This is a genomic window from Nonomuraea sp. NPDC049129 (assembly GCF_040648495.1).
Classification (GTDB): Bacteria; Actinomycetota; Actinomycetes; order Streptosporangiales; family Streptosporangiaceae; genus Nonomuraea.
The window spans coordinates 169,956-188,950 of sequence record NZ_JBEZDU010000011.1 but is presented as its reverse complement, the minus strand read 5'-3'; the positions used below and the strand labels follow the sequence as shown (position 1 = coordinate 188,950).

At 69.3% G+C, this 18,995-nt stretch carries 19 protein-coding genes; 9 read left to right on the top strand and 10 right to left on the bottom strand.

Features of this window, described 5'->3' with window-relative positions; translation table 11 throughout:
• The first annotated feature begins 35 nt into the window (after nt 1-35).
• Complete coding sequence (locus AB0B64_RS32450) at nt 36-953, top strand: sulfotransferase domain-containing protein (RefSeq protein ID WP_358181829.1); 918 nt, start codon at nt 36-38, stop codon at nt 951-953.
• Nucleotides 954-1,137: 184 nt separating this feature from the next.
• Here AB0B64_RS32450 and AB0B64_RS32445 read toward each other — a convergent pair whose 3' ends face one another.
• From AB0B64_RS32445 to AB0B64_RS32435, 3 genes are all read right to left on the bottom strand, one after another.
• A complete protein-coding gene (locus AB0B64_RS32445) occupies nt 1,138-1,893 on the bottom strand; it encodes a tyrosine-type recombinase/integrase (RefSeq protein ID WP_358181826.1) in 756 nt (251 codons plus the stop codon).
• A 238-nt stretch (nt 1,894-2,131) separates the two neighbouring features.
• Nucleotides 2,132-3,070 (bottom strand): pyridoxamine 5'-phosphate oxidase family protein, encoded by a 939-nt coding sequence (locus tag AB0B64_RS32440; protein WP_358181823.1) that lies wholly within the window; start codon nt 3,068-3,070, stop codon nt 2,132-2,134.
• Between the two features lie 383 nt (nt 3,071-3,453).
• A complete protein-coding gene (locus tag AB0B64_RS32435) occupies nt 3,454-3,996 on the bottom strand; it encodes a DinB family protein (protein ID WP_357943206.1) in 543 nt (180 codons plus the stop codon).
• A 181-nt stretch (nt 3,997-4,177) separates the two neighbouring features.
• On the opposite strand from AB0B64_RS32435, the gene AB0B64_RS32430 reads away from it, so the two are divergent.
• The gene (locus AB0B64_RS32430) at nt 4,178-5,575 is read left to right on the top strand and encodes a serine/threonine-protein kinase (RefSeq protein WP_358181820.1); all 1,398 of its coding nucleotides are present in this window, start codon (nt 4,178-4,180) and stop codon (nt 5,573-5,575) included.
• Between the two features lie 16 nt (nt 5,576-5,591).
• Here the strand turns inward: AB0B64_RS32430 and AB0B64_RS32425 are convergent, their stop codons facing one another.
• Nucleotides 5,592-6,296 carry a TetR family transcriptional regulator gene (locus tag AB0B64_RS32425; RefSeq protein WP_357943210.1) on the bottom strand — a complete coding sequence of 235 codons (705 nt, stop codon included), beginning with the start codon at nt 6,294-6,296 and terminating at the stop codon, nt 5,592-5,594.
• Nucleotides 6,297-6,434: 138 nt separating this feature from the next.
• On the opposite strand from AB0B64_RS32425, the gene AB0B64_RS32420 reads away from it, so the two are divergent.
• Together AB0B64_RS32420 and AB0B64_RS32415 are read left to right on the top strand one after the other, a co-directional pair.
• Nucleotides 6,435-6,788, top strand: a complete 354-nt coding sequence (locus tag AB0B64_RS32420) for an antibiotic biosynthesis monooxygenase family protein (RefSeq protein ID WP_358181817.1) — start codon at nt 6,435-6,437, stop codon at nt 6,786-6,788.
• A gap of 97 nt (nt 6,789-6,885) precedes the next feature.
• The gene (locus tag AB0B64_RS32415) at nt 6,886-7,347 is read left to right on the top strand and encodes a hypothetical protein (protein WP_358181814.1); all 462 of its coding nucleotides are present in this window, start codon (nt 6,886-6,888) and stop codon (nt 7,345-7,347) included.
• Nucleotides 7,348-7,400: 53 nt separating this feature from the next.
• Here AB0B64_RS32415 and AB0B64_RS32410 read toward each other — a convergent pair whose 3' ends face one another.
• The gene (locus AB0B64_RS32410) at nt 7,401-8,159 is read right to left on the bottom strand and encodes an AfsR/SARP family transcriptional regulator (RefSeq protein WP_358182171.1); all 759 of its coding nucleotides are present in this window, start codon (nt 8,157-8,159) and stop codon (nt 7,401-7,403) included.
• A 205-nt stretch (nt 8,160-8,364) separates the two neighbouring features.
• On the opposite strand from AB0B64_RS32410, the gene AB0B64_RS32405 reads away from it, so the two are divergent.
• Nucleotides 8,365-11,256 carry a tetratricopeptide repeat protein gene (locus AB0B64_RS32405; RefSeq protein ID WP_358181811.1) on the top strand — a complete coding sequence of 964 codons (2,892 nt, stop codon included), beginning with the start codon at nt 8,365-8,367 and terminating at the stop codon, nt 11,254-11,256.
• On the opposite strand, the gene AB0B64_RS32400 is transcribed toward AB0B64_RS32405, so the two are convergent.
• Both AB0B64_RS32400 and AB0B64_RS32395 read right to left on the bottom strand, forming a co-directional pair.
• Entirely contained in the window at nt 11,240-12,682 is a 1,443-nt protein-coding gene (locus AB0B64_RS32400) for an HEXXH motif-containing putative peptide modification protein (protein WP_358181808.1), read from the bottom strand. The genes AB0B64_RS32405 and AB0B64_RS32400 overlap by 17 nt on opposite strands.
• Nucleotides 12,683-12,751: 69 nt before the next feature.
• Nucleotides 12,752-12,877 carry a hypothetical protein gene (locus tag AB0B64_RS32395; protein ID WP_358181805.1) on the bottom strand — a complete coding sequence of 42 codons (126 nt, stop codon included), beginning with the start codon at nt 12,875-12,877 and terminating at the stop codon, nt 12,752-12,754.
• A 140-nt stretch (nt 12,878-13,017) separates the two neighbouring features.
• Here AB0B64_RS32395 and AB0B64_RS32390 point away from each other — a divergent pair, with 140 nt between their 5' ends.
• The 3 genes from AB0B64_RS32390 (at nt 13,018) to AB0B64_RS32380 (ending at nt 15,577) form a co-directional block, all read left to right on the top strand.
• Entirely contained in the window at nt 13,018-13,407 is a 390-nt protein-coding gene (locus tag AB0B64_RS32390) for a PPOX class F420-dependent oxidoreductase (protein WP_225300338.1), read from the top strand.
• Nucleotides 13,404-13,898, top strand: coding sequence for a hypothetical protein (locus tag AB0B64_RS32385; protein ID WP_358181802.1), 495 nt, complete (start codon nt 13,404-13,406; stop codon nt 13,896-13,898). The genes AB0B64_RS32390 and AB0B64_RS32385 overlap by 4 nt, the downstream gene beginning before the upstream one ends.
• Before the next feature lie 143 nt (nt 13,899-14,041).
• Nucleotides 14,042-15,577 carry an alpha/beta fold hydrolase gene (locus AB0B64_RS32380; protein WP_358181799.1) on the top strand — a complete coding sequence of 512 codons (1,536 nt, stop codon included), beginning with the start codon at nt 14,042-14,044 and terminating at the stop codon, nt 15,575-15,577.
• 73 nt (nt 15,578-15,650) lie between these two features.
• Here the strand turns inward: AB0B64_RS32380 and AB0B64_RS32375 are convergent, their stop codons facing one another.
• A complete protein-coding gene (locus AB0B64_RS32375) occupies nt 15,651-16,178 on the bottom strand; it encodes a hypothetical protein (protein ID WP_358181796.1) in 528 nt (175 codons plus the stop codon).
• 398 nt (nt 16,179-16,576) lie between these two features.
• Complete coding sequence (locus tag AB0B64_RS32370; RefSeq protein WP_357943228.1) at nt 16,577-17,491, bottom strand: alpha/beta hydrolase; 915 nt, start codon at nt 17,489-17,491, stop codon at nt 16,577-16,579.
• Between the two features lie 73 nt (nt 17,492-17,564).
• On the opposite strand from AB0B64_RS32370, the gene AB0B64_RS32365 reads away from it, so the two are divergent.
• Complete coding sequence (locus AB0B64_RS32365) at nt 17,565-18,254, top strand: helix-turn-helix domain-containing protein (RefSeq protein WP_357943230.1); 690 nt, start codon at nt 17,565-17,567, stop codon at nt 18,252-18,254.
• Between the two features lie 111 nt (nt 18,255-18,365).
• On the opposite strand, the gene AB0B64_RS32360 is transcribed toward AB0B64_RS32365, so the two are convergent.
• Nucleotides 18,366-18,926 carry a cysteine hydrolase gene (locus AB0B64_RS32360; RefSeq protein WP_357943232.1) on the bottom strand — a complete coding sequence of 187 codons (561 nt, stop codon included), beginning with the start codon at nt 18,924-18,926 and terminating at the stop codon, nt 18,366-18,368.
• Nucleotides 18,927-18,995: the final 69 nt, after the last annotated feature.

Here is an 18,995-nt window from a genome sequence, read left to right as displayed (position 1 = left end):
CTCACGGGATCGGATCCGCTGCAAGGATGACGGCCGTGCGCCGCTACGAGACGAGTATGTACGACAGCAACCGCTGGGACGGCTTCGAGCTCCGCCCCGGCGACATCATCATCAGCACCCCGCCAAAATGCGGGACGACGTGGACGCAGATGATCTGCGCCCTGCTCATACTGCAGGAACCGGAGCTCCCGCTCCCGTTGGACACGCTCTCGCCGTGGATCGACATGGTGACTCGCGCCCGCACAGACGTGTTCGCGGACCTGGAAGCCCAGACGCACCGCCGGTTCATCAAGACCCACACGCCGCTCGACGGGATACCCAACGATCCGACGGTCACGTACGTCTGCGTCGGGCGGGACCCGCGCGACGTGGGGCTGTCGATCGACCACCATATCGACAACACCGACATCGGCGCGTTCCTCCGCCAACGCAAACGGGCGGCCGCGATCGACGGTATCGAGCTCGGACCATTGCGGCCACCGCGGCCGCGCCCCGACGGCGAGCGGGACCGCTTCTGGCAGTGGGTCGACGACGAGACGCCATCGACGCAGGTCGGGTCGTCGCTGCGGCGCACTGTAGAGCACCTGCAGACGTTCCGGGACGCCGCCGACGATCTCGACGTCGTGTACTTGCACTACGACGACCTAAAGGCCGACCTGGAGGGGCAGATGCGGCAGATGGCCGCGCGCCTCGGCATCGACGTCGACGAGCACCGATGGCCCCGCCTGGTCCAGGCGGCGACGTTCGAGTCGATGCGCAGCAGGGCCGACACGACCGTCCCCGCCGGCGGTCCGGAGCACTGGATCGATCCCGCCGCGTTCTTCAGCCGCGGCACGAGCGGCCAGTGGCGCGACCTCCTCGACGACGCCGACCTCGCCCGGTACGCCGCGCGCGTGCGGGCGCTCGCGTCCGATGATCTCGTCGAGTGGGTGCATCGCGAGCCGATCGACTGAGATCCCCGTCCGGCGGTATACCCGCACTACCCAAAGCTGATCGTCAGCGCCGCCCGCCGCCCATAACTGCCGATCCGCGCTCGGGGCCAACATCAGGGGTCTGCGCCTCAACCGACGCCGGATTCGGCGATCGGGGCAGTGTGGCAGCGCGTCGGCTAGCGAATCTGGTCACACTCTGTGATAGTCATAGCGCCTTCTTCCTTGCCGCCGGCGGCCAGATCCGGATGGCCGCCGACACTGCGCCGCCGCCCCGCCCCTCCTCGGTGCGAATGACCTCGGGCCGGTGAGTGCGGTCAGCTCTCACGAACAACGGACCCGACTCCAGGCCCAAGATCGCGGTCGAAACTGGCGAGCAAACGCGGTCCGTTGTCGCGAACATAATCAGCCAGACGATGACGTCGACGGCGCCGCCCTTGCGCCGCACCCGGGCGCGGCGGTTGCGCAGGTCGAGGTCGGTGACGTCGAGGGCCAGGACCTCCTCGGCGCGGGCGGCCGTCTCATACAGCATCCGGAACAGGGTGCGCTCGCGCAGGGCCAGGTTCTGCCGGGTCAGCACGGCTTCGATCTGGGCGCGGTCGAGGGCCTTGGTGCGGTCCGGGGTGCGGGCGCGGCGGATGCGGCGCAGTGGGTCGCCGGTCAGCCAGTCCTGGTCGTGCCACCAGTCGCGCGCGGAGCCGAGCGCGTCGCGGCGGGCGTTGAAGGTGGCCGCGGCCGCCGTCCCCCAGCGGGCGGTGAACCAGGCGGCGAAGCGGTCGGCGCCGGCCTCGCCCTCCAGGTCCGTCAGCGGCGCGTCAGCGCCGTGCTCGGCGGCCAGGGCGCGCAGGGCGATCGCGTACGCCTTGGCGGTGTTGCGGTTGGCGATAGTGGCCAGGAACGCCTCGATGGCCGCGCCGAGCTCCGGCGTCTCCGGTCGCGGACTCAGCCGGCGGACCGTCCCCATCGCACCCCTCCGAACCGCTGTCGCAGATAAGCACCCCGAGTCGCCCGCTCCGGCGCGCGAGTGTGCCGGGCGGCGCCCGAGGTCGGCCGCGCCTCTGCCAGCGGCCGGAAGCGCGCTATCGCAGATAAGGGCTCACTATCTGCGATAACCCGTCATGTCCCGTGATCATGGCCCTATGGCTGTATGCGGGCGGCCTAGCAGCAAGCACCTGTTGCGCTACTCCGCCCCCAAGCTCGCGTTATGCGTCGTTTTCGGGTGTGGCGAGTGTCTGGAACTGGTCCCACTGAACCCGGGGCCGGGCCAAGCCACGGCGCTTCAGGTACCCGGCCGTGGAGCGGCGGGCGGCGCGCAGGGTGCGGAGCGCGTCGCTGATGCGGCCGGATCCGGCCGGTTCGACCACTTTCCGCGGGACCATCGTCCAGCGGTCGCCGTCGGCGCGAAGTTCGCCGCGGATCAGTGCGTTGTGCATGGCGTTGAGCTGGTCGTCGTGCCGGTGTACGAGCAGGCTGGCCTCGCCTGGCACGATGCCGTCGGTGGCCTCCATCGCGATGGCGAAGCCGTCGGTGGTGGCCCGTGGCCGGGTGCGTACCAGCAGTGGGGCTCCGGAGGCGTCCCGGGCGCCGAGGACCGCGCTCGGGAAGCGGGCGATCAGGTCAGCGCCGGGCAGGTCGGTGGCGGCTGGTGTCGCGGGCGCGGGCTGTTCGGCGGCGGTCAACTTGGCGAGTGGTGGCCGTACCTCGACTTGGGTGGGTGTCACGGTGATGAAGAGCCGCAGGTAGTACCAGTCCATGAGCCACCGGCCGGGGGCGCGGAGGTAGTTTCGGCTGTGCGGCTGCCGTTCGAAGAGCATGCGCCAGTAATCCGCCGCCTCGTCCGGCCCGGTCCTGATCTCATCGGGACAGGTCGCGGTCCCGCTGACGAAGACCTGTGGCGTGTCGATGCGGCCGCTGCCGGTGGGGTCGGAGAAGAGCAGTGCGACGCGTCCGTCCCGGCGGACGTTGAGCGCCTTCTGCGCGAAGGCCAGGCTGGTGGTGACGAGCAGCGTGCCATCTGGCTGGCGCCAGGCCGCAGTGGGCCAGGTCAGCGGAGTGCCGTCAGCCCCGAGAGTGACGAACTCGCAGGTCCGGTAGGCATCGATGATGGCGCCGATCTCGAGGTCGATCGGTGTCGTGGTCATAGATCAGCTCCTGATGGGAGGTGGTGGCGTAAGCGCATGGGCATGATCACTTCGTCATACGGCAAGGGACAATGGGGAAAGGGTTTCATCGATGGCGTGGTGCTGAAGTTCCGCGCGGAGTCGCCGGTCGGTACGGCGTGGACAAGCCGTGGCATGAGGGCGGCCTCCCGGCGGAACACCCGATGGACGATGACCATCTCGTGGGTGTAGGGGCGGTCGACCGCGACCGACGGCATGGTGGTGCTCCCGGTGTTATCGGCGCTGGGGCAACTGGTCTCTCCGTGGTTGGGGGCGTGAGCTGTTCCCTGGCCGCAAGACAGGCCAAGGAGAAAGAGCAAATACGCGAGCGGCAGCATCTGGAAAAGCAGCAGGCGGCGACGCTGTCAGAGCCCTACTGCTCCATCGATCTGTTCCCGAAGCAAGTCCGCGTGGCCATTGTGCCGCGCGTACTCCTCCACCATGTGCATCAGCACCCAGCGCAGTGACACGGGTCCTTCTCCGGGTTCATCCCCGGCGAGTTCGAGGTCCGGGGCCGCGTCGACGAAACGGTCCGCGAACGCGATCTCCGCCTGCCACGCTTGCCACGCCTCGGCAACCATCTGCGCGTCCGCGTTCGCCACAGTGAATGCACCGTGGGGGGCGAACAGGGGTGGGAGCTCCTGTCCAGCCATCACCCGGCGGAACCAGAAGCGCTCGGACTCGGCCGCGTGCCGCACGAGGCCCAGGAGCGACAGCGCGGATCGGCCTACCGCCCGCTCCGCGAGCCGCTTCGGCTCCAGGCCGGCGCACTTGTGTGCCAGGGTTTCCCGATGCCAGCGCAGGAATGCCACCAACGTCGTACGCTCATCCGCTTGCGATGGCCGTTTGGCGCGCGAATTGCCGTCACTCTGGACGAACGGAGGGCTCGACATCCCGTCATCATTCACCACCGCAGGCTCACGTGCTGCCTACCCGGCGGTCCAGGCTAGGAGAACGGGGCGAGCACGAGCCCTCTTTCCAGCGCACTTCCGACCCCTGCCTGGCACAGCCCCTTTTCCTGCTGAGTAGCCTCCTCCGACACTTAGAACCACCTTCGGTCTGACGAAGCCTGTAATAAGGTCCTGGATCATGCCCGAGCCTCTTTATCCGGATGACCCACCCGCAATCGGCCCATATCGGCTGATTGGTCGCCTGGGAGCCGGCGGACAGGGTGTCGTTTATCTGGGCCAGGCCGGGGACGGGCGGTACGTGGCGGTCAAGGTGCTGCATGAAGCGGTCTCCGACCAGGTGCTCGAGCGGTTCGCCAAGGAGGTGGCCGCCGCCCGGCGGGTCGAGCCGTTCTGCGTCGCCCAAGTGCTCGACGCTTCCTTTGAGGGCCGGCGGCCGTACATCGTCACCGAGTTCGTCGAAGGGCTCTCGCTGCAGCAGGCCGGCGTACACCACGGCCCCGCGCTCCACCGGATGGCGGTGTCCACCGCGACGGCGCTCGCCGCCGTCCACCGGGCCGGAATCGTGCACCGCGACTTCAAACCGGCCAACGTGCTGCTCGCCAAGGACGGGCCCCGCGTCATCGATTTCGGCATCGCCCGCGACACCGAGGCATCCCTCACCGTCACCAGCAGCATCGTCGGCACGCCCTCCTACATGGCGCCGGAACAACTCGGCGGCCACTACACCGGACCCGCCACCGACGTGTTCGCCTGGGGTTCGGTGATGGTCTACGCCGCCACCGGCCGCCCGCCCTTCGGCGTCGACCACCTGCCCGCCGTCATCTCCCGCATCCTGTACGCCGCCCCCGACCTCGGTGACATGGCCGAACCCCTGCGCTCCATCGTCACCAGCTGCCTGGCGAAGGAACCGTCCCGCCGCCCCACTATGCAGGACGTGCTGCTCCAGTTGCTGGGGCAGCAGCGCGTACGGCCGATCGCCCTCTCCGAACTGGTCGCGGACACCAGGCCCACGGTCCGTTCCACGCCCCTGCGCACCGGCCTGCTCGTCGGCGGCACCGCCGTCGTCGTCACCTCCGTCACCGTCACCGTGACACTGCTGCTCGGTCTTCCGGGGGGAGGCCCGAACCAAGCCGCGGACGGCGCCACGAGCTCACCGGTCGCCGAAGCCTCCGAGTCCCAGGGGAAACACAGACAGGCACAGGACCCCTCGACGAGTTCTCCCACGAAGTCTGCGCCTACAAGGTCCCCCACCGAGTCGCCGCCGCCGGCCATTTCGACGCCGGAGGCCATCGTGTTCGGCAGCCTGGTCGCGCAGGGCAGCAAGAACGGAACCTGCTACGAGAGCGGCGTCCGCGTCCGGTTTCGAGGGAGGATCCTCGACGACGCCGAACCGATAGGGCACCGCTGGGTGCTCGACGGCCGTGAGAGCGGCGTGACCACCAGCTTCAGTCCCAAGGGGCCGTTCGAGGCCATCACCCGGGAAGGTTTCTCCGAGCCCGGCACCCACACGGCGACCTTCTGGCTTCTCAGGCCGGGCACGCGTCGCTCCAGGACCATATCGATCAAGGTCTGCTGACGGGCGAACGGCAGGTTCATGGGGGACTTGTCGCGTTGCCCAACCCTGCCAGCCCCGTGTTGATGAGCCGGGCCGCGCTGTGCACGTCGGCGGTAACGGCGTGGCGGACCTGTTCGGGCGTGTGTTCGCCGTTGAGGCTCCGGCGCAACGCCATGAATTGGACACGCCAGAGCCCGAGCAGAGCGGTGGCCGCGATCTGGCACAGCGGATCGTCGCTGCCGTGCCCGGTTCGGGCGGCCAGCGCCTCCGCCGCGACCGTGACAAGTTGCTCGGTCATTTCCCGGTGGTACGCGCGCAGTGAAGGCGTGGAAAGGATCAGCGCGTTGAAGTCCTGGATCCTCGTGCTGGCCTGAGCCAGGTCTGGTTGCCCGCCCAGCCAGGACACCAGGGCGTCCAGTTCGCCGGCCAGGATGTCCAGCACCGCGTCGGTGGGGGTTCGGTCGGCTCGTGCCAGCCCGGTGCGCAGCGCGGCCATCGTCGCTTCGGGGAGGTCGAGGATCAGCGCCTCCTTGCTGGGGAAGTAGTTGAAGACGGTCTTCTCGGACACCCCGCACGCCGCGGCGATCTCGGCGACGCGCACCGCGTCGAATCCGCGCTCCAGGAACATCGCGGTGGCGGTGTCGGTCAGCTGCTGGCGCATGAGGCGCTTCTTGCGCTCCCGCAGCCCCTCCACCACGCCGGACCTGTCGGGCGCCTGCCAGTCCACGGTGGGTGCGCTCATGCCCGAACTTTAGTTACTGCGACTGCAATCTTCCAGTCGCCGAAAGTAGCGTCGGCTATGCTCTTGCGGGGATAAGTTCAGTCGCCGTAATCTTTCAGTGCCAGTAGATATTGCGACTGAAGACTTCGGAGTTGTCTCGTGAGTGAACCCCTCGTCCTGATCAACCTCTTCTCGATGCCCGCCGAGATGGTCGACGACTTCGTCGGCGGGTGGGAGGCCAGCATCGCCGCGGCGAAGAACGCCCCAGGCTTCCGCGGCACCCGCCTGCACCGGTCCCTCGACCCCGACGCCCCATATCCCGTGGTCAACATCGCCCGGTGGGACAGCGTCGAGGACTGGCAGGCCGCATTCGACAAATACTTCTCCGGCCCCGGCCGACGCGACGACGCCGGCCAGACGGACGGCTGGGGCGCGGTGTCCGCGCACCCGGCGCTGTATTCGGTCGCGCATGTGACGCCGGATCCGATGGCCTCTTCGGACGCGCACTCGTGACGGCGTCGGACGAACTGTTCGCGGAGACTGTGGCGGGGTGGGAACGACTGGCCCCGGACAGCTGCCGCGTCGAACCGCTCACCTCTGACGATGCGGCATGAGCGGTGGCGTGGTGCAGTACGTCGGCCTGTTCCTGCTCGGCGTTCTCGCGGGCGAGGAGCTGATCGTCCGTTACGGCGTCCATCCCGTACTGTCCAGTCTGGACGACCGTGCGCATCTACTCGCGCGGCAAGCCCTCATACGCCGCTTGCGGGTGGTGGTGCCGATAGTGATGCTCCCGGCAGCGGCGCTCGCCCTGGTCGGGCTGGCCACCGTCACCGGTCCCGGTCTGGCGCTGCGGTGGGCGACCCTGATCGCGATGGTGGTGTTCCTGCTGTTGTCGTTCCTGGGTACGGTGCCGATCAACATCAAGGTCAATGACTGGCGGGTGGATGCTCCACCGGCCGACTGGAAGGCCGTGATCCACCGCTGGGCGCGGATCGACGTGCTTCGATCGACCGCGGCGAGCGCCGCGTTCCTGTTCGCGGTACTCGCCGTCGCGTACGGTACGGCGAGCTGACCGGCCGGGGTGCCGATCGCGGGCCATGTCTGGCCGTATCCGGTGAACGCCGCCTAGGCCGCGGGATCGAGGGCGGGGTCGGTCGTGAGGATCCGCTGGTGGAGTTCCCGGATGGTCGGCCCCGGCTCCAGCCCTTGCTCGGAGATCAGCGCCGCGCGCAACCCGGTGTACACAGACAGGGCTTCGGCCTGCCGTCCCGCCCGGTACAGGGCGAGCATGAGCAGCGCGTGCAGCGGTTCGTGCAGCGGGTGGGTGGCGGTGAGTTCGCGTAGTTCGGGGATCACCGTCGCCTGATGTCCGAGTTCGACGTCGGCCCTCAGCCTGGCCTCGACGGCCAGTAGTCGCTCCTCCTCCAGCCGGTCGGCGTGCGCCTGGATCATCGGGCTGGCGGGTACGTCGGCCAGCGCGGGCCCGCGCCAGAGATCCAGCGCCGCGCCCAGCAGCCCGCGGGCCGGCTCCAGCTGACGTGCTCGAACGGCCTGCTGCGCTTCGGCGAGCAGCCTCTGGAAGCGGGCCGCGTCGGTCTCCAGCGCGTCACCGCCCAGCTCGTAGAACCCCCCTCGGGTGCGTACGTCCTCGCCCAGCACCCGGCGCAACCGCCAGATGTATCCCTGCAGCGTCTTACGGGCGAACTTGGGTTCGGAGCCCTGCCAGAGTTCCTCGATGATCCGGTCCGCCGAGACCGGGCGGCCCGCGTTGATCGCCAGGATGGCGAGGACGGCGCGATGCTTGGGCGCGGTGATGGGGACCACTCCGTCGCCGCGTACGACCTGGAGCGGGCCGAGCAGACTGAGCCGGGCTCCGTGGAACATCAAGGGCACGACCACCTCCTGAACCGGACAGGCCGGATCCGTACTACCGGACGGGATGAATCGCGATCTAGACTGCCACGCCGGGCTTGCGCGGGACTTGCGCGGAGAAGCGGTACTTGTGCGGTGAAGCGGGACCTGCGCGGTGAAGCGGGACCTGCGCGGTGAAGCGGGACCTGTGCACAAAGCGCGCGGTGAAGGGGGCGGCGTGGATTTCCGGATCCTCGGGACCCTGGAGCTCTGGAACGGCGGATCGCCAGTGCCGCTGACCGCGCCCAAGCAGCGGGCGCTGCTCGCGATCCTGCTGATCAAGGCGGGACGGCCCGTCCCCGTCGAGCGCCTGGTCGACGAGCTGTGGGGCGCGACACCACCGCGGAGCGTGGAGAGCACGCTGCACTCCCTGATCTCCCGTCTGCGCGGAAGAGGCGTCGCCACGCTCGTCAGGGAGCCGGGCGGCTACCGGCTGGGGCTGGAGGGCGCGACCCTGGACGCCCGGGTCTTCGAGCGGCTTGCCGTACAGGCAAGGGAGTTGGCGGAGGCGGGGCGGCTGGAGCACGCCGCGCGGCGTTTCCGGGAGGCGCTGGATCTGTGGCGGGCGCCGGCGCTGGCGGACGCGCCCGAGTCGCCGATGATCGAGGCGGAGCGGGCTCGGCTCGACGGGCTGCGGCTGGCGGTCTTCGAGGAGTACGCCGACACGCTGGCCGGGCTCGGCCGGCACGCCCAGGTCGCCGGTGAGCTGCGTGCGCTGCTGGCGGAACACCCGCTGCGCGAATCCCTGTGGGCCAGAATGATCGCCGCCCTCGACCGCTCAGGGCAGCCCAGAGAGGCGCTCGCCGCGTACGGCGAAGCGCGCCGGGTGCTCGCCGAGGAGCTCGGCCTGGACCCCGGATCGGAGCTGCGCCGGCTGCAGGCCGGAATCCTGCGACGGGAGAACAAGCGGGAGAACAAGCGGGAGGACGGGCGCGAGGACGGGCGGGCGGCTCGCGGGCCGATCTCCCCGCAGCTCCCGCCCGACCTGGCCCAGTTCACCGGGCGTGGCACCGCTCTTCGTGAGCTGACCGCGCTGATGCGGACCGCGCCGGGGACGGTGGCCGTCATCAGCGGCATGCCCGGCGTCGGGAAGTCGGCCTTCGCGGTCCACTGGGCCCACCGGATGGCCGAGCGCTTTCCCGACGGCCAGATCTTCATCGATCTGCGCGGGCACCGGCCGCAGGAGGCGATCACCCCACGAAAGGCGCTGGACCGGTTCGTCCGCGCCCTTGGCATGCCTCCGGAGCAGGTCCCGGCGGGGGAGGACGAGCTCGCCACCGCCTACCGAACGCTGCTGGCCGGACGGCGGGTGCTGGTGGTGCTCGACAACGCGGCCGACCCCGAACAGGTCGAACCGCTGCTGCCCGGCACCGACGGCTGCCTGGCGCTGGTCACCAGCAGGAACCGGCTTTCCGGCCTGGCCTTGCGCCACGTGACGCGTACCATCGACCTCGACATCCTGGCCGAGCCCGAGGCCGTCGCCCTGCTGGCCGCCGTCATCGGCCCACGCGCCGACGCCGAGCCGGCCGCGGTCGCCGAACTCGCGGATCAGTGCGGGCAGCTGCCTCTGGCCCTGCGGATCGCCGCCGCCCACCTGGCCGGGCACCCCAACCGCCGGGTCGCCACCTACCTGGCGGACCTCACCGAGCGCGGACGGCTCAACGCACTGCGCCTCGGCGACGTCCCGGCCACCGCCGTACGCGCCACCTTCGACCTGTCCTACCAGGCGCTGGCCGAGGCCGACCAGATCGCCTTCCGCCGCCTGGGCCTGGTACCCGGTTCCGGCTTCACCGCCCAGGCGCTGGCCGCGATGCTCGACGTCTCCGCCGCCCAGGCCCGTACGCACCTGGACGCGCTACGGGCGGCCAGCCTGATCCACCCCCACCGCAGCCGACCGCGCCAAGAGCGCTACCAGCTGCACGATCTCCTTCTCGACTACGCCCGTGATCGAGCCCAAGCCGAGGACGCCCCGCCGATCCGCGAGGAGTCCGTGCGCCGGTTGCTGGAGTGGTACCTCACTATCGACGACCCGCTCGTGCTGCAGGACGAGCACGAGAACATGATGGCGGGCACCCGTCACGCCGCGGAGCATCGCATGGACGCCGCCTGGCGGCTGCCCGCGGCGCTCGCCCAGCCGCTGCGACTGCGCCACTGCCTGACCGACACCGCCGAGCTGCACACCCTGGCCGCCACCGCCGCCGAGCGGACCGGCAGGCAGCCGGAGGCCGCCGTCGCCCACCACAACCTCGGCGCCGTCCTGGAGCACCTGGGCCGCTACCCCGAAGCCCTGGCCGAGCACCGCAGGACACTGGAGATCTATCGGCAACTGAAAGACCAGCGCGGGATGGGCACCGCCCTGCGCAGTATCGGCACCGTCTCCTGGCTGCTGGGCCGGTACGGCGAAGCCCTCACCGATCTCCAGGAGGCACGGCGACTCCTGGAGGGCGCGGGCGCCGATGCCGCCGTGGGCCAGACGCTCAACATGCTCGGCATCGTGCTACGGAACCTGGGCCGCCTGGAGGAGGCCGTCACCCACTATGAGCGCGCGCTGGCCATCCACCAGCGCACGCACGACCTCGAAGGCGAGGCGAACACCCTCAACAATCTCGGCGTGGCACGCGAGGCCCAAGACCGCCACGCCGAGGCGCTGGAGCTGTACCGGAAGGCGCTCGCGCTGCGCCGGGCGGCGGGCAGTCGCAAGGGAGAGGCACGCGCGCTGAACAACATCGGCCTGGCGGAGGCCAAGCTCGGCCGGCTCGAACCCGCGCGCGAACATCTCCTGGCCGCGCTGGCCAGCCACCGCGAGAGCGGCGACCTCAAGGGCGAGGGGCAGGTGACCAACGACCTGGCCGGCCTCTACCACCGTCTCGGGCGGGAGGAGGAGGCGCGCACGCATTTCGCCGCGGCGCTGCGCATCCGCTCCGGCATCGGCGACCGCAGGGGCCTCGCCGAAACCCACAGGGATCTCGGTGAGGCCCTTGCCGACCAGGGCGACGCCACCGCCCACCACCATCTGGCCGCCGCGGACCAGCTCTTCCAGGAGCTGGGCGTGATCACACCGGGACGATGAGACCGACCGAGAGCAGATCGGCCACACCGAGCCCCAGCTGGTCGTCCGTGCCGGGTCCGGCTGCTTGGCGATACCGGTCGCGCAGCGACGACAGGTCCCGGCCGTCGCACAGGGCGTAGATCAGCCATGCGTGTTCGTTCAGCCATTGGAAGCTCGGCGCGCCGGGTGTGACGGCCACCAGCTCACGCTGCTCGGGGATCGGGCACACCTGAACCGGCTGCGCCTGGCGGTAGCCCCGTACCTCCAGCTCCACCTCCGTGCGTGGGCGGGGCTCGACGGGTAGCCGGTCGGGCTGGATTCCCGGCGCGAGGGGGGCCACGGCGCCGATCAGCCAGTCGACGAACCGCCTGCCGCTCGCCGTCAGCATCCCGCCGTACGTTTGCGACGCCTGCTGGGCGAGATAGGTCACCCGTTCAACTGTGGTGGTGTACTCACCGCTCCCGGCCGCCTGGCTACCGGGCGTGGCCTGATCGACGAAGTCGGTCGTAGGCGGCTCTCCGTACTTGGCGCGCAGGTCCGGGCCGGCGCCGGCCGCGGCCGCGCGGAACAGCAGCAGGTGAGCATAGACGTGCATGGCGAACAGCACCCGCGTCAGCGTCCACGACTTCACGCGCCAAGGGATCGGGATCAGCTGGTCCGGATCGGCGGCCATGGACCCGGTGCGCAGTATGTCGAACAACTTCAGGTGCAGGCCCTCGTGGAACAGCGTCTCCGCTGCCATCCAAGGATCGGCCAGCCGCTCGGGGGCCAGGAGCACCGCCGAAGGAAGCGGATCGCCGCCGGAGATCGAGTTGAGGACCCCGTCGGGCAGCTCGTCACGGGCCAACCCGGTCAGGGAGATGTGCGGCAGCACGCCGGCGCCCGCATTGGGCAGCAGCTCGGCGAGCAGTTCGGCGCCCCGGCTGAGTCTGGCCAGCATGTCGGCGTCGGGACGCACCCGAACGCCGGAGCCGTTCTTCGAGAGCGTCCCGGCCAGCAGTTCTTCCAGGCGAGCGGCCAGCACCCTTTCCGGCTCGGAGCGCGGTTCGAGATCGGTCCACACCCATGAGACGGCATTGCCGGGCCATGGACGAAGTTTCGGGTGAGACAGGCGCTCGCACGGCCCCAGGCCGTCGAGCATGTCCGCCGTGCCGCCTTCCAGGTAACCGACCAGAGTGCCGTTCTCACCGGCCTGGCGCTCCAGGGCGGCCAGGTCGTTCTCGAACGCGTTGCGCAGCACCGGGTCATACATCACCGGGCGCAGCTTGGCGTCCTCAGCCTGGCACAGTCGCTCCAGCCGGTCGGCGGCGTGTGGGTGGTGCCGGGCCAGCACGCCGAGACCGAGGCGGTAGCGAGCCAGGTTCCTGACCTCGATCGCCTCGGCGCTGCCGAACCGGGGATCCGAGCCGAGTGTCAGGTCGATGCCGGCCGTGAGATCGGTGTCCAAGGCGTCGCCTCCATTCACTGGTGGGGGACCGGCGGCCGGATGCCCCGCCGCCGGTCGGCTAGCTCTCCGTTACTGGGCGCGGGGCGACGAGAACGGCGGGTACCACGCGCGCTCGTGCACGGCATCGGTCGCCACGCTGGGGACGGTGTTCTCTGCCAGCGGGAACTGCGGCAATTCCACGGTCTGAGTCGGCATGCTGTTTCCCTTCGTGCGTTGGATCACTTGGCGCTCTTGAACCTACGAAGCGCGGGTGTGGGCCCGGTGTGGCGGGCGGCGGCGGCCATGCGGGCTGTTCGGATTGATTGACGTCAATGTCAAGGTTGCATACTTGCCGCATGATCTTCACGCAGGCAGAACTCGACTATCTGGCCGGACAGCACCTCGGCCGCCTGGCCACCGTCTCTCCCGCCGGTCACGTTCAGAACAATCCCGTGGGGTTCTTCCTGGACGCCGCCTCGGGCACGATCACCATCGGCGGGCACGCGCTGGGGGCGTCGAAGAAGTTCAGGAACGTCCAGCAGGGCAGCACCGTGTCCTTCGTCGTGGATGACCTGGCCTCGGTTGACCCGTGGGTAGTGCGCGGCATTGAGATCCGGGGCTCGGCGGTGGCCCTGACCGATCACGAGCCGCCGGTGCCGTACTTCTCACGGGAGATCATCACGATCACCCCCCATCAGATCATCTCTTGGGGGCTTGACGGGGCCAGGTCGAGCCGCAAGGTGTGAAGACCGTCAGGTACGAAGGCTGTACGACCCTCACCGGCAGCGTCAGCTTCCCCGTCCAAGTGTTCGATCTGGATGCCGAGACGCGGCTCGACCCCGCCGACTCCCTGGTGGAGCAGCTCATCCAGGGCATGGACGTCCATCTCGACTACTTCGTGGCGAACCGCCACGCCGTCCTCGCCGCGAACCGGGTCCTCGCGGGCGACCCGGTGATCCAGACGATCATGACGAACGAGCTGGACGCGCTCCGTGCGCGGCTGCTGGCCGTACTCCCGCTCGCGGACGAGAGCGCCCGCGAGGCTGTGTCCGGTGTCCTGAAGAGCTGGCTGGTTTTCGTCCAGGTCCTGTGCGTCGACTGGCTCACTCACGCGACCTGTACTCGCACCCAGCTGCGTGATGTCTGCGTCGGCGCGGTTCTCGGCGCCCTCCGGCCGCTGCTCGCCGAGGACCCCGCCCCCGACTGGCCGCGACAAGGGCCCGCCGCGAGTGCCTAGGGCTGGGTGCGTCAATTCGGGTGGGTCGACTTTGTGCCAATTTACGAGTGCAAGTCCCATCAAAGTCCCGTGCGGGCCATGATCGAGGCTGGCCGCACGCTCGTTAAACGGGGGGCGTGCAGGCCGTCCACGATTGGAGCAACGTGCGAAGAAAGACGACTCTGCTCGCTACGGCGCTTTTAGCACTGGCGGCGCTTCTGCCTGTTCCTGCGGCCAGCGCGGCGACCGAGCCGGAAGCCGTAGGACAGAGCAGCATCACCTGGGCACCCTGTGAGGAGGAACCCAGTGCCGAGTGCGGCAAGCTGACCGTCCCCATCGACTGGTCCAAGCCGAACGGCGAGACCATCGACCTGGCCATCGCCCGGCGCAAGGCCACCGACCCGACGGCTCGGGTCGGCTCGCTGGTGATCAATCCCGGCGGGCCGGGCGGGTCGGGCGTGGAGGCCGTGTACGGTGCTCCCGACTCCTACACCGAGGAGCTGCAGAAGCGCTTCGACATCGTCGGCTTCGACCCCCGGGGCGTCGGCCGCAGTCACCCGGTGATCTGCTCGGCCTCGGTGTACAACCAGATGCCGCACACCGTCATGTCGAGCCAGGACGACTTCAACGCCTGGGACGCCTTCACCAAGAAGCTGCACCAGGACTGCCGGGCACGCACCGGCCCCCTGTACGACCACGTCGACTCGCGCAACGTCGCGCGCGACATGGACGCCCTGCGCGCCGCCCTCGGAGAGGAGAAGCTGACCTACTACGGCATCTCGTATGGGACGCTGATCGGTCAGATGTACGCCGAGATGTTCCCGAACCGGATCCGGGCCCTCGCGCTCGACAGCAACATGGACCACAGTCTCGGCGTCGCGGGCTTCCTCAGCACCGAGGCGATCGCCATCGAGGACGCCTTCGACCAGTTCGTGGGCTGGTGCGAGGCCGACACCAGCTGCGTTCTGCACGGGCGTGACGTCCGTCAGATGTGGCGGGACCTGCGGGCCAAGGCCCGGCGCGGCGAGCTGTACTACCCGACCGCCCCGGACCGCCCGATGACCGAGCTGCAGGTCATCTACAACGCGGCGCTCGGCACCGAGGGGCCTGACTGGCGCCTGCTAAGTGAGGTCATCAACTGGCTGAGCGGCGGCCCCGAGCCGTCGTGGGTGCCGCCGCTGCCGGGCCGGGGGCCCGTGGAGGGCGACACCGCCGAGCTGCCCACCCGGATCCTCTGCCAGGACTACAACCTCCGGGTGCGGAACTACGCCGAGTACGCCTTCTACATGGGCGTTTCCAAGCGGTTGGCGCCCGACGTGCGGTACCACCCGTACCCGATCGACGACCTGCCCATCTGCCTCAACTCCACGCCGACCAACCCGCCGCACCGGCTGAAGTACACGGGCGACGCGCCGATCCTGCTGGGGAACTCGCTGCATGATCCCGCGACGCCGTACATGTGGTCCGCCAACGCGGCGCGGCAACTCGGCCCGAAGGCCGTGCTGCTCACCTATGAAGGCTGGGGTCATCGCATCTATGGCAAGGACAAGTGTCAGACGGACATCATCGACCAGTACCTGATCGCTCTGACCGTGCCTCCGCCCGGCACCCGCTGCGCCGTGGGCACGCCTGAGGAGAGCATGCGCAAGCAGCAGCAGTTGCCGCAGAAGACGTGGCCAACGGACAAACAGCACTGGTAGGTAAACACAGAGCCGCCGGACCACGGCAGACGCCGCGGTCCGGCGGCCTTCTCATGCGGGGGGTGGGACCTCGTCACCTTCCCTGGCGGGCGGCCTTGCCACCGGCACCGAAGAACAAGACGGTCGCGGCCAGACCCAGCACGGCGACGAGCACGTCGGCGACCAGCGTGAGGGTGGGCAGGGTGATGAACAGGCCCACCAGCTTGAACAGGACGGAGACGATGACGATGATGGTGGCGAAGATCCGGACGGCGCCGCCGCCGCGCAGCGCCAGCCAGGCGAGCAGGACGAGCACGAGCGACCAGAAGATCGTGCTGTAGGCGAGCCCGGAGTAGATCATCTGGAGCGACTCGAACCGGTCGCTGTGGATGTCGACCTCGTCGAGGCTCACGGGGGCAGAGCCTCCGTCCGAATTCGCGGCGATCTGTTCTTTGATCGCCTCTGCGCCGGAGACGAGGAGTCCGATGGCGCTGATCACGTTGAGCGCCGCGGCGCCGATGGCCGCGTACACCGCTCGGGTTAAGTTCGCCGGCCTCTCGGGGGCCTTGGCGGCGCGCCGGTCTTCGAAGTTGGCGGGTGCCTGGCGTTCGTACATGGCCATGCGGACCTCTTTCAGGAACGTTGTGCGTCTCGACGATGCGGTGATTGCCGACCTGTGTCAGGCACTCCGCGATCGTCAATGCCGCGCGCATTTCGAACGGCCCTGAGAGGTATAGCAGATTCGCCCGGTATCTGAGAGTGACGGCGAATCATGGAACCGCTCGCGATAGCAATCCGCTCCGTTCGATCGGCGGCGGAAAGCGGCTTTTCAGGTGGCTATCGCATCGCTCACCTGCGACGGAAGGCAGGAGGAAGAAAAACGGAAGAGCGGTACTTTAATGTCCTGCGACGTCAGCCGGGCGCACATCGCCGACCGCGATAATCACGTACTGTCAAACAGAACGTGAGGGGTCGAATTTGTGCGGCATCTCCGCTGAGCCGAGCTCGCGGAAGAATGGGTTAATTTGCGCTGCCTGAGGCCAGGCGGCGAACCTCTGTGGCGACCTCGTCCCAGACGGGTTCGGGGAGTTCGTGGCCGACGCCCGGCAGGGGGACAAACCGCGCGCCGGGGATGCGGGCCGCGATGCGACGTCCGGCGTTCGGCTTGATGAGCGGATCGGCGGTGCCGTGCAGGACGAGCGTCGGTGCCGTGATGGAGCTGATCGGTGGGCCGTGCCACTGCGCGCCGATCTGGCGGCTCTGGGATCGCCGGTCATGGACGCCGGTGTCGGCGAGTTGTTCGATCAGCTCGCGGGTGGCCTGTTCATCGAGGGGGTAGGCGGGCGAGGCGAGGATGCGGGCCACCGCGACGCCCGCCTCGATGCCGCCCTCCGGTGTCTTGGGGAACTTCAGGCGGCCGAACCTGGCCAGCGTCCCGGGCCGGATGTAGCGCAGGGTCCCCAGGCCCGCGGTGTCCCCGGGGACAGCGGAGACCGTCGTCAGGGTCCTGACGCGGCCCGGATGCCGTATCGCGATGCGCTGTGCGACGGCGCCGCCGAGCGACTGTCCGAACAGATGCGCAGACTCCCACCCGAGAGCGTCCAGGACGGTGGCGGCGTCGTCGGTCATGTCCTCGGCGGTGTACGCCTCGCCGCGCTTGCGGAACAGCGCGGTGATGGGGCTGCCCGTGGCTGCCGACTCCAGGCGCGTGGACTCTCCCGCGTCGCGCTGGTCGTAGCGGCCCACGGTGAAGCCGTGCGCCGCCAGCGCCCGGCACAGGCCGTCGGGCCACCAGCGGCGAGCGACGCCGAGCCCCGCGACCAGCAGGAGCGGCTCTCCCTCGCGGCCGTGAGCCAGCCGGTCGTAGGCCAGCCGGACCGTCCCGTTCTCGGCCCAGCGGACCGGGGTCCACAGGTCGGTCGGTGCTGCGCTCATCGCCCCTCCAAAAAACTGCAATCAGTGATCGCAGTATTAGCATAGGCGAAGAATCACAAGAGACAGGACAGGTATGGCCGACGAAACGACAGTGGTGTGGGAGCGTCCCGAACGCGGCGCGCGCGGTCCCGCGCCCGAGCGCAGCCGCGCTCAGATCACCACGGTCGCGGTCGAACTGGCCGATGCGGGTGGGCTGGCCGCTCTGTCGGTCCGGGCGGTCGCCAAACAGCTGGGGACCGGCTCCGCGTCCCTGTACCGCTACGTCTCAAGCCGCGACGACCTTCTTGATCTGATGGCCGACGCCGTCACCGCCGAGGTCGACCTCGGCGCGCCACTCAGTGGCGATCCAGTCGACGACATGGTCGCGCTCGCTGCCCAGATCAAGGCCCTGCACCTGCGCCACCCTTGGCTGAACGACATCCCGCCCGAGCCACTGCGGCTGGGCCCGAACGGGCTCGGCTACCTGGACCGGGCGTTGCAGGCCTTTGCTCCCGCGCCGGTGACCGACCGGGCCAAGCTGGAAGCCGTCGCTGTCATGAACGCGCTGGCGACCCTGTTCGCGCGAGCCGAACTGCAGGCCCGGCGCGCGCCGACAGGAAGGCAGGCCGCCCAGGCCGCCTACCTCGCCAGGGCCGCCGCTGAAGGTAGGCACAGATGGGTGATGGCGGCTGTCGCCGACGGCACCACCAGCGTCCCCTTCCATGATCCCGAGGCCCTGTTCGCACGGATCGCACGACAGGCTCTCACCAGCCTCATCGGCTGACCACCCGTCCACGTGGCTTATCGGGAGAAAGCGATGGCCGTTCAGTTCAATGCGCGGCCGAACCCGGGGTGCTTCCCTTCCCCCGTACGGCCCCTCCCTACTGACGCCTGGTCACAGGCGGGCGGTCCACTCGTGGCTCGTGAGGACGTCAGCACCCCTGGCCGGGAAGACGCGGTTGATCAGGAAGTCGTGCACGTCCGGTTCCCCGTCGGCGCAGGCGTCGCTGAGCACGGTCAGGCGGTAGTCGCGGTCGGCGGCGTCGAAGAGCGTAGCGGCGACCATCGCCCCGGTCGCGACGCCGGTCAGCACGATCGAGTCGATGCCCTGGGCGCGCAGGAGCAGGTCGAGGTCGGTCGCCGCGAACGCGCTGGCGCGGCGCTTGAGGACGACGGCCTCGCCCGGCAACGGCTCGATGCGCGGGTGCACGAGCGTCTCGGGGGACTCTTCGTGGAACAGCGTCCCCGCCCCGTGCAGGGCGCTGATCAGCGGGTTTCCCGCTGCCACATCAAGTCCTGAGGCCCGGAGCCCGAAACGTATGAAGATCACGGGGATTCCGGCGGCTCTGGCCGCGGGGAGAACCCTTTCCATGACGGGAAGCACGTCGGCGGCGAAGGGGTAATTGTCCACGATGCCCGCCTGCAGGTCGCCGACGATGAGCGCGGTGGTGGTCATTCGGTTTCCTTGTCTGTACGGCCGTATCCATGGCGTTGTTGCCGAATCCAGGGGACGTCGACCTCGACT

What these genes read in the sequence shown, in the direction of transcription:
- AB0B64_RS32440 (WP_358181823.1), bottom strand. Translation starts at nt 3,070, where the DNA reads ATGACCACGACACCGATCGACCTCGAGATCGGCGCCATCATCGATGCC.
- AB0B64_RS32395 (WP_358181805.1), bottom strand. Translation starts at nt 12,877, where the DNA reads ATGCCGACTCAGACCGTGGAATTGCCGCAGTTCCCGCTGGCAGAGAAC.
- AB0B64_RS32430 (WP_358181820.1), top strand. Translation starts at nt 4,178, where the DNA reads ATGCCCGAGCCTCTTTATCCGGATGACCCACCCGCAATCGGCCCATAT.
- AB0B64_RS32390 (WP_225300338.1), top strand. Translation starts at nt 13,018, where the DNA reads ATGATCTTCACGCAGGCAGAACTCGACTATCTGGCCGGACAGCACCTC.
- AB0B64_RS32370 (WP_357943228.1), bottom strand. Translation starts at nt 17,491, where the DNA reads ATGAGCGCAGCACCGACCGACCTGTGGACCCCGGTCCGCTGGGCCGAG.
- AB0B64_RS32415 (WP_358181814.1), top strand. Translation starts at nt 6,886, where the DNA reads ATGAGCGGTGGCGTGGTGCAGTACGTCGGCCTGTTCCTGCTCGGCGTT.
- AB0B64_RS32445 (WP_358181826.1), bottom strand. Translation starts at nt 1,893, where the DNA reads ATGGGGACGGTCCGCCGGCTGAGTCCGCGACCGGAGACGCCGGAGCTC.
- AB0B64_RS32365 (WP_357943230.1), top strand. Translation starts at nt 17,565, where the DNA reads ATGGCCGACGAAACGACAGTGGTGTGGGAGCGTCCCGAACGCGGCGCG.
- AB0B64_RS32410 (WP_358182171.1), bottom strand. Translation starts at nt 8,159, where the DNA reads ATGTTCCACGGAGCCCGGCTCAGTCTGCTCGGCCCGCTCCAGGTCGTA.
- AB0B64_RS32360 (WP_357943232.1), bottom strand. Translation starts at nt 18,926, where the DNA reads ATGACCACCACCGCGCTCATCGTCGGCGACCTGCAGGCGGGCATCGTG.
- AB0B64_RS32425 (WP_357943210.1), bottom strand. Translation starts at nt 6,296, where the DNA reads ATGAGCGCACCCACCGTGGACTGGCAGGCGCCCGACAGGTCCGGCGTG.
- AB0B64_RS32375 (WP_358181796.1), bottom strand. Translation starts at nt 16,178, where the DNA reads ATGGCCATGTACGAACGCCAGGCACCCGCCAACTTCGAAGACCGGCGC.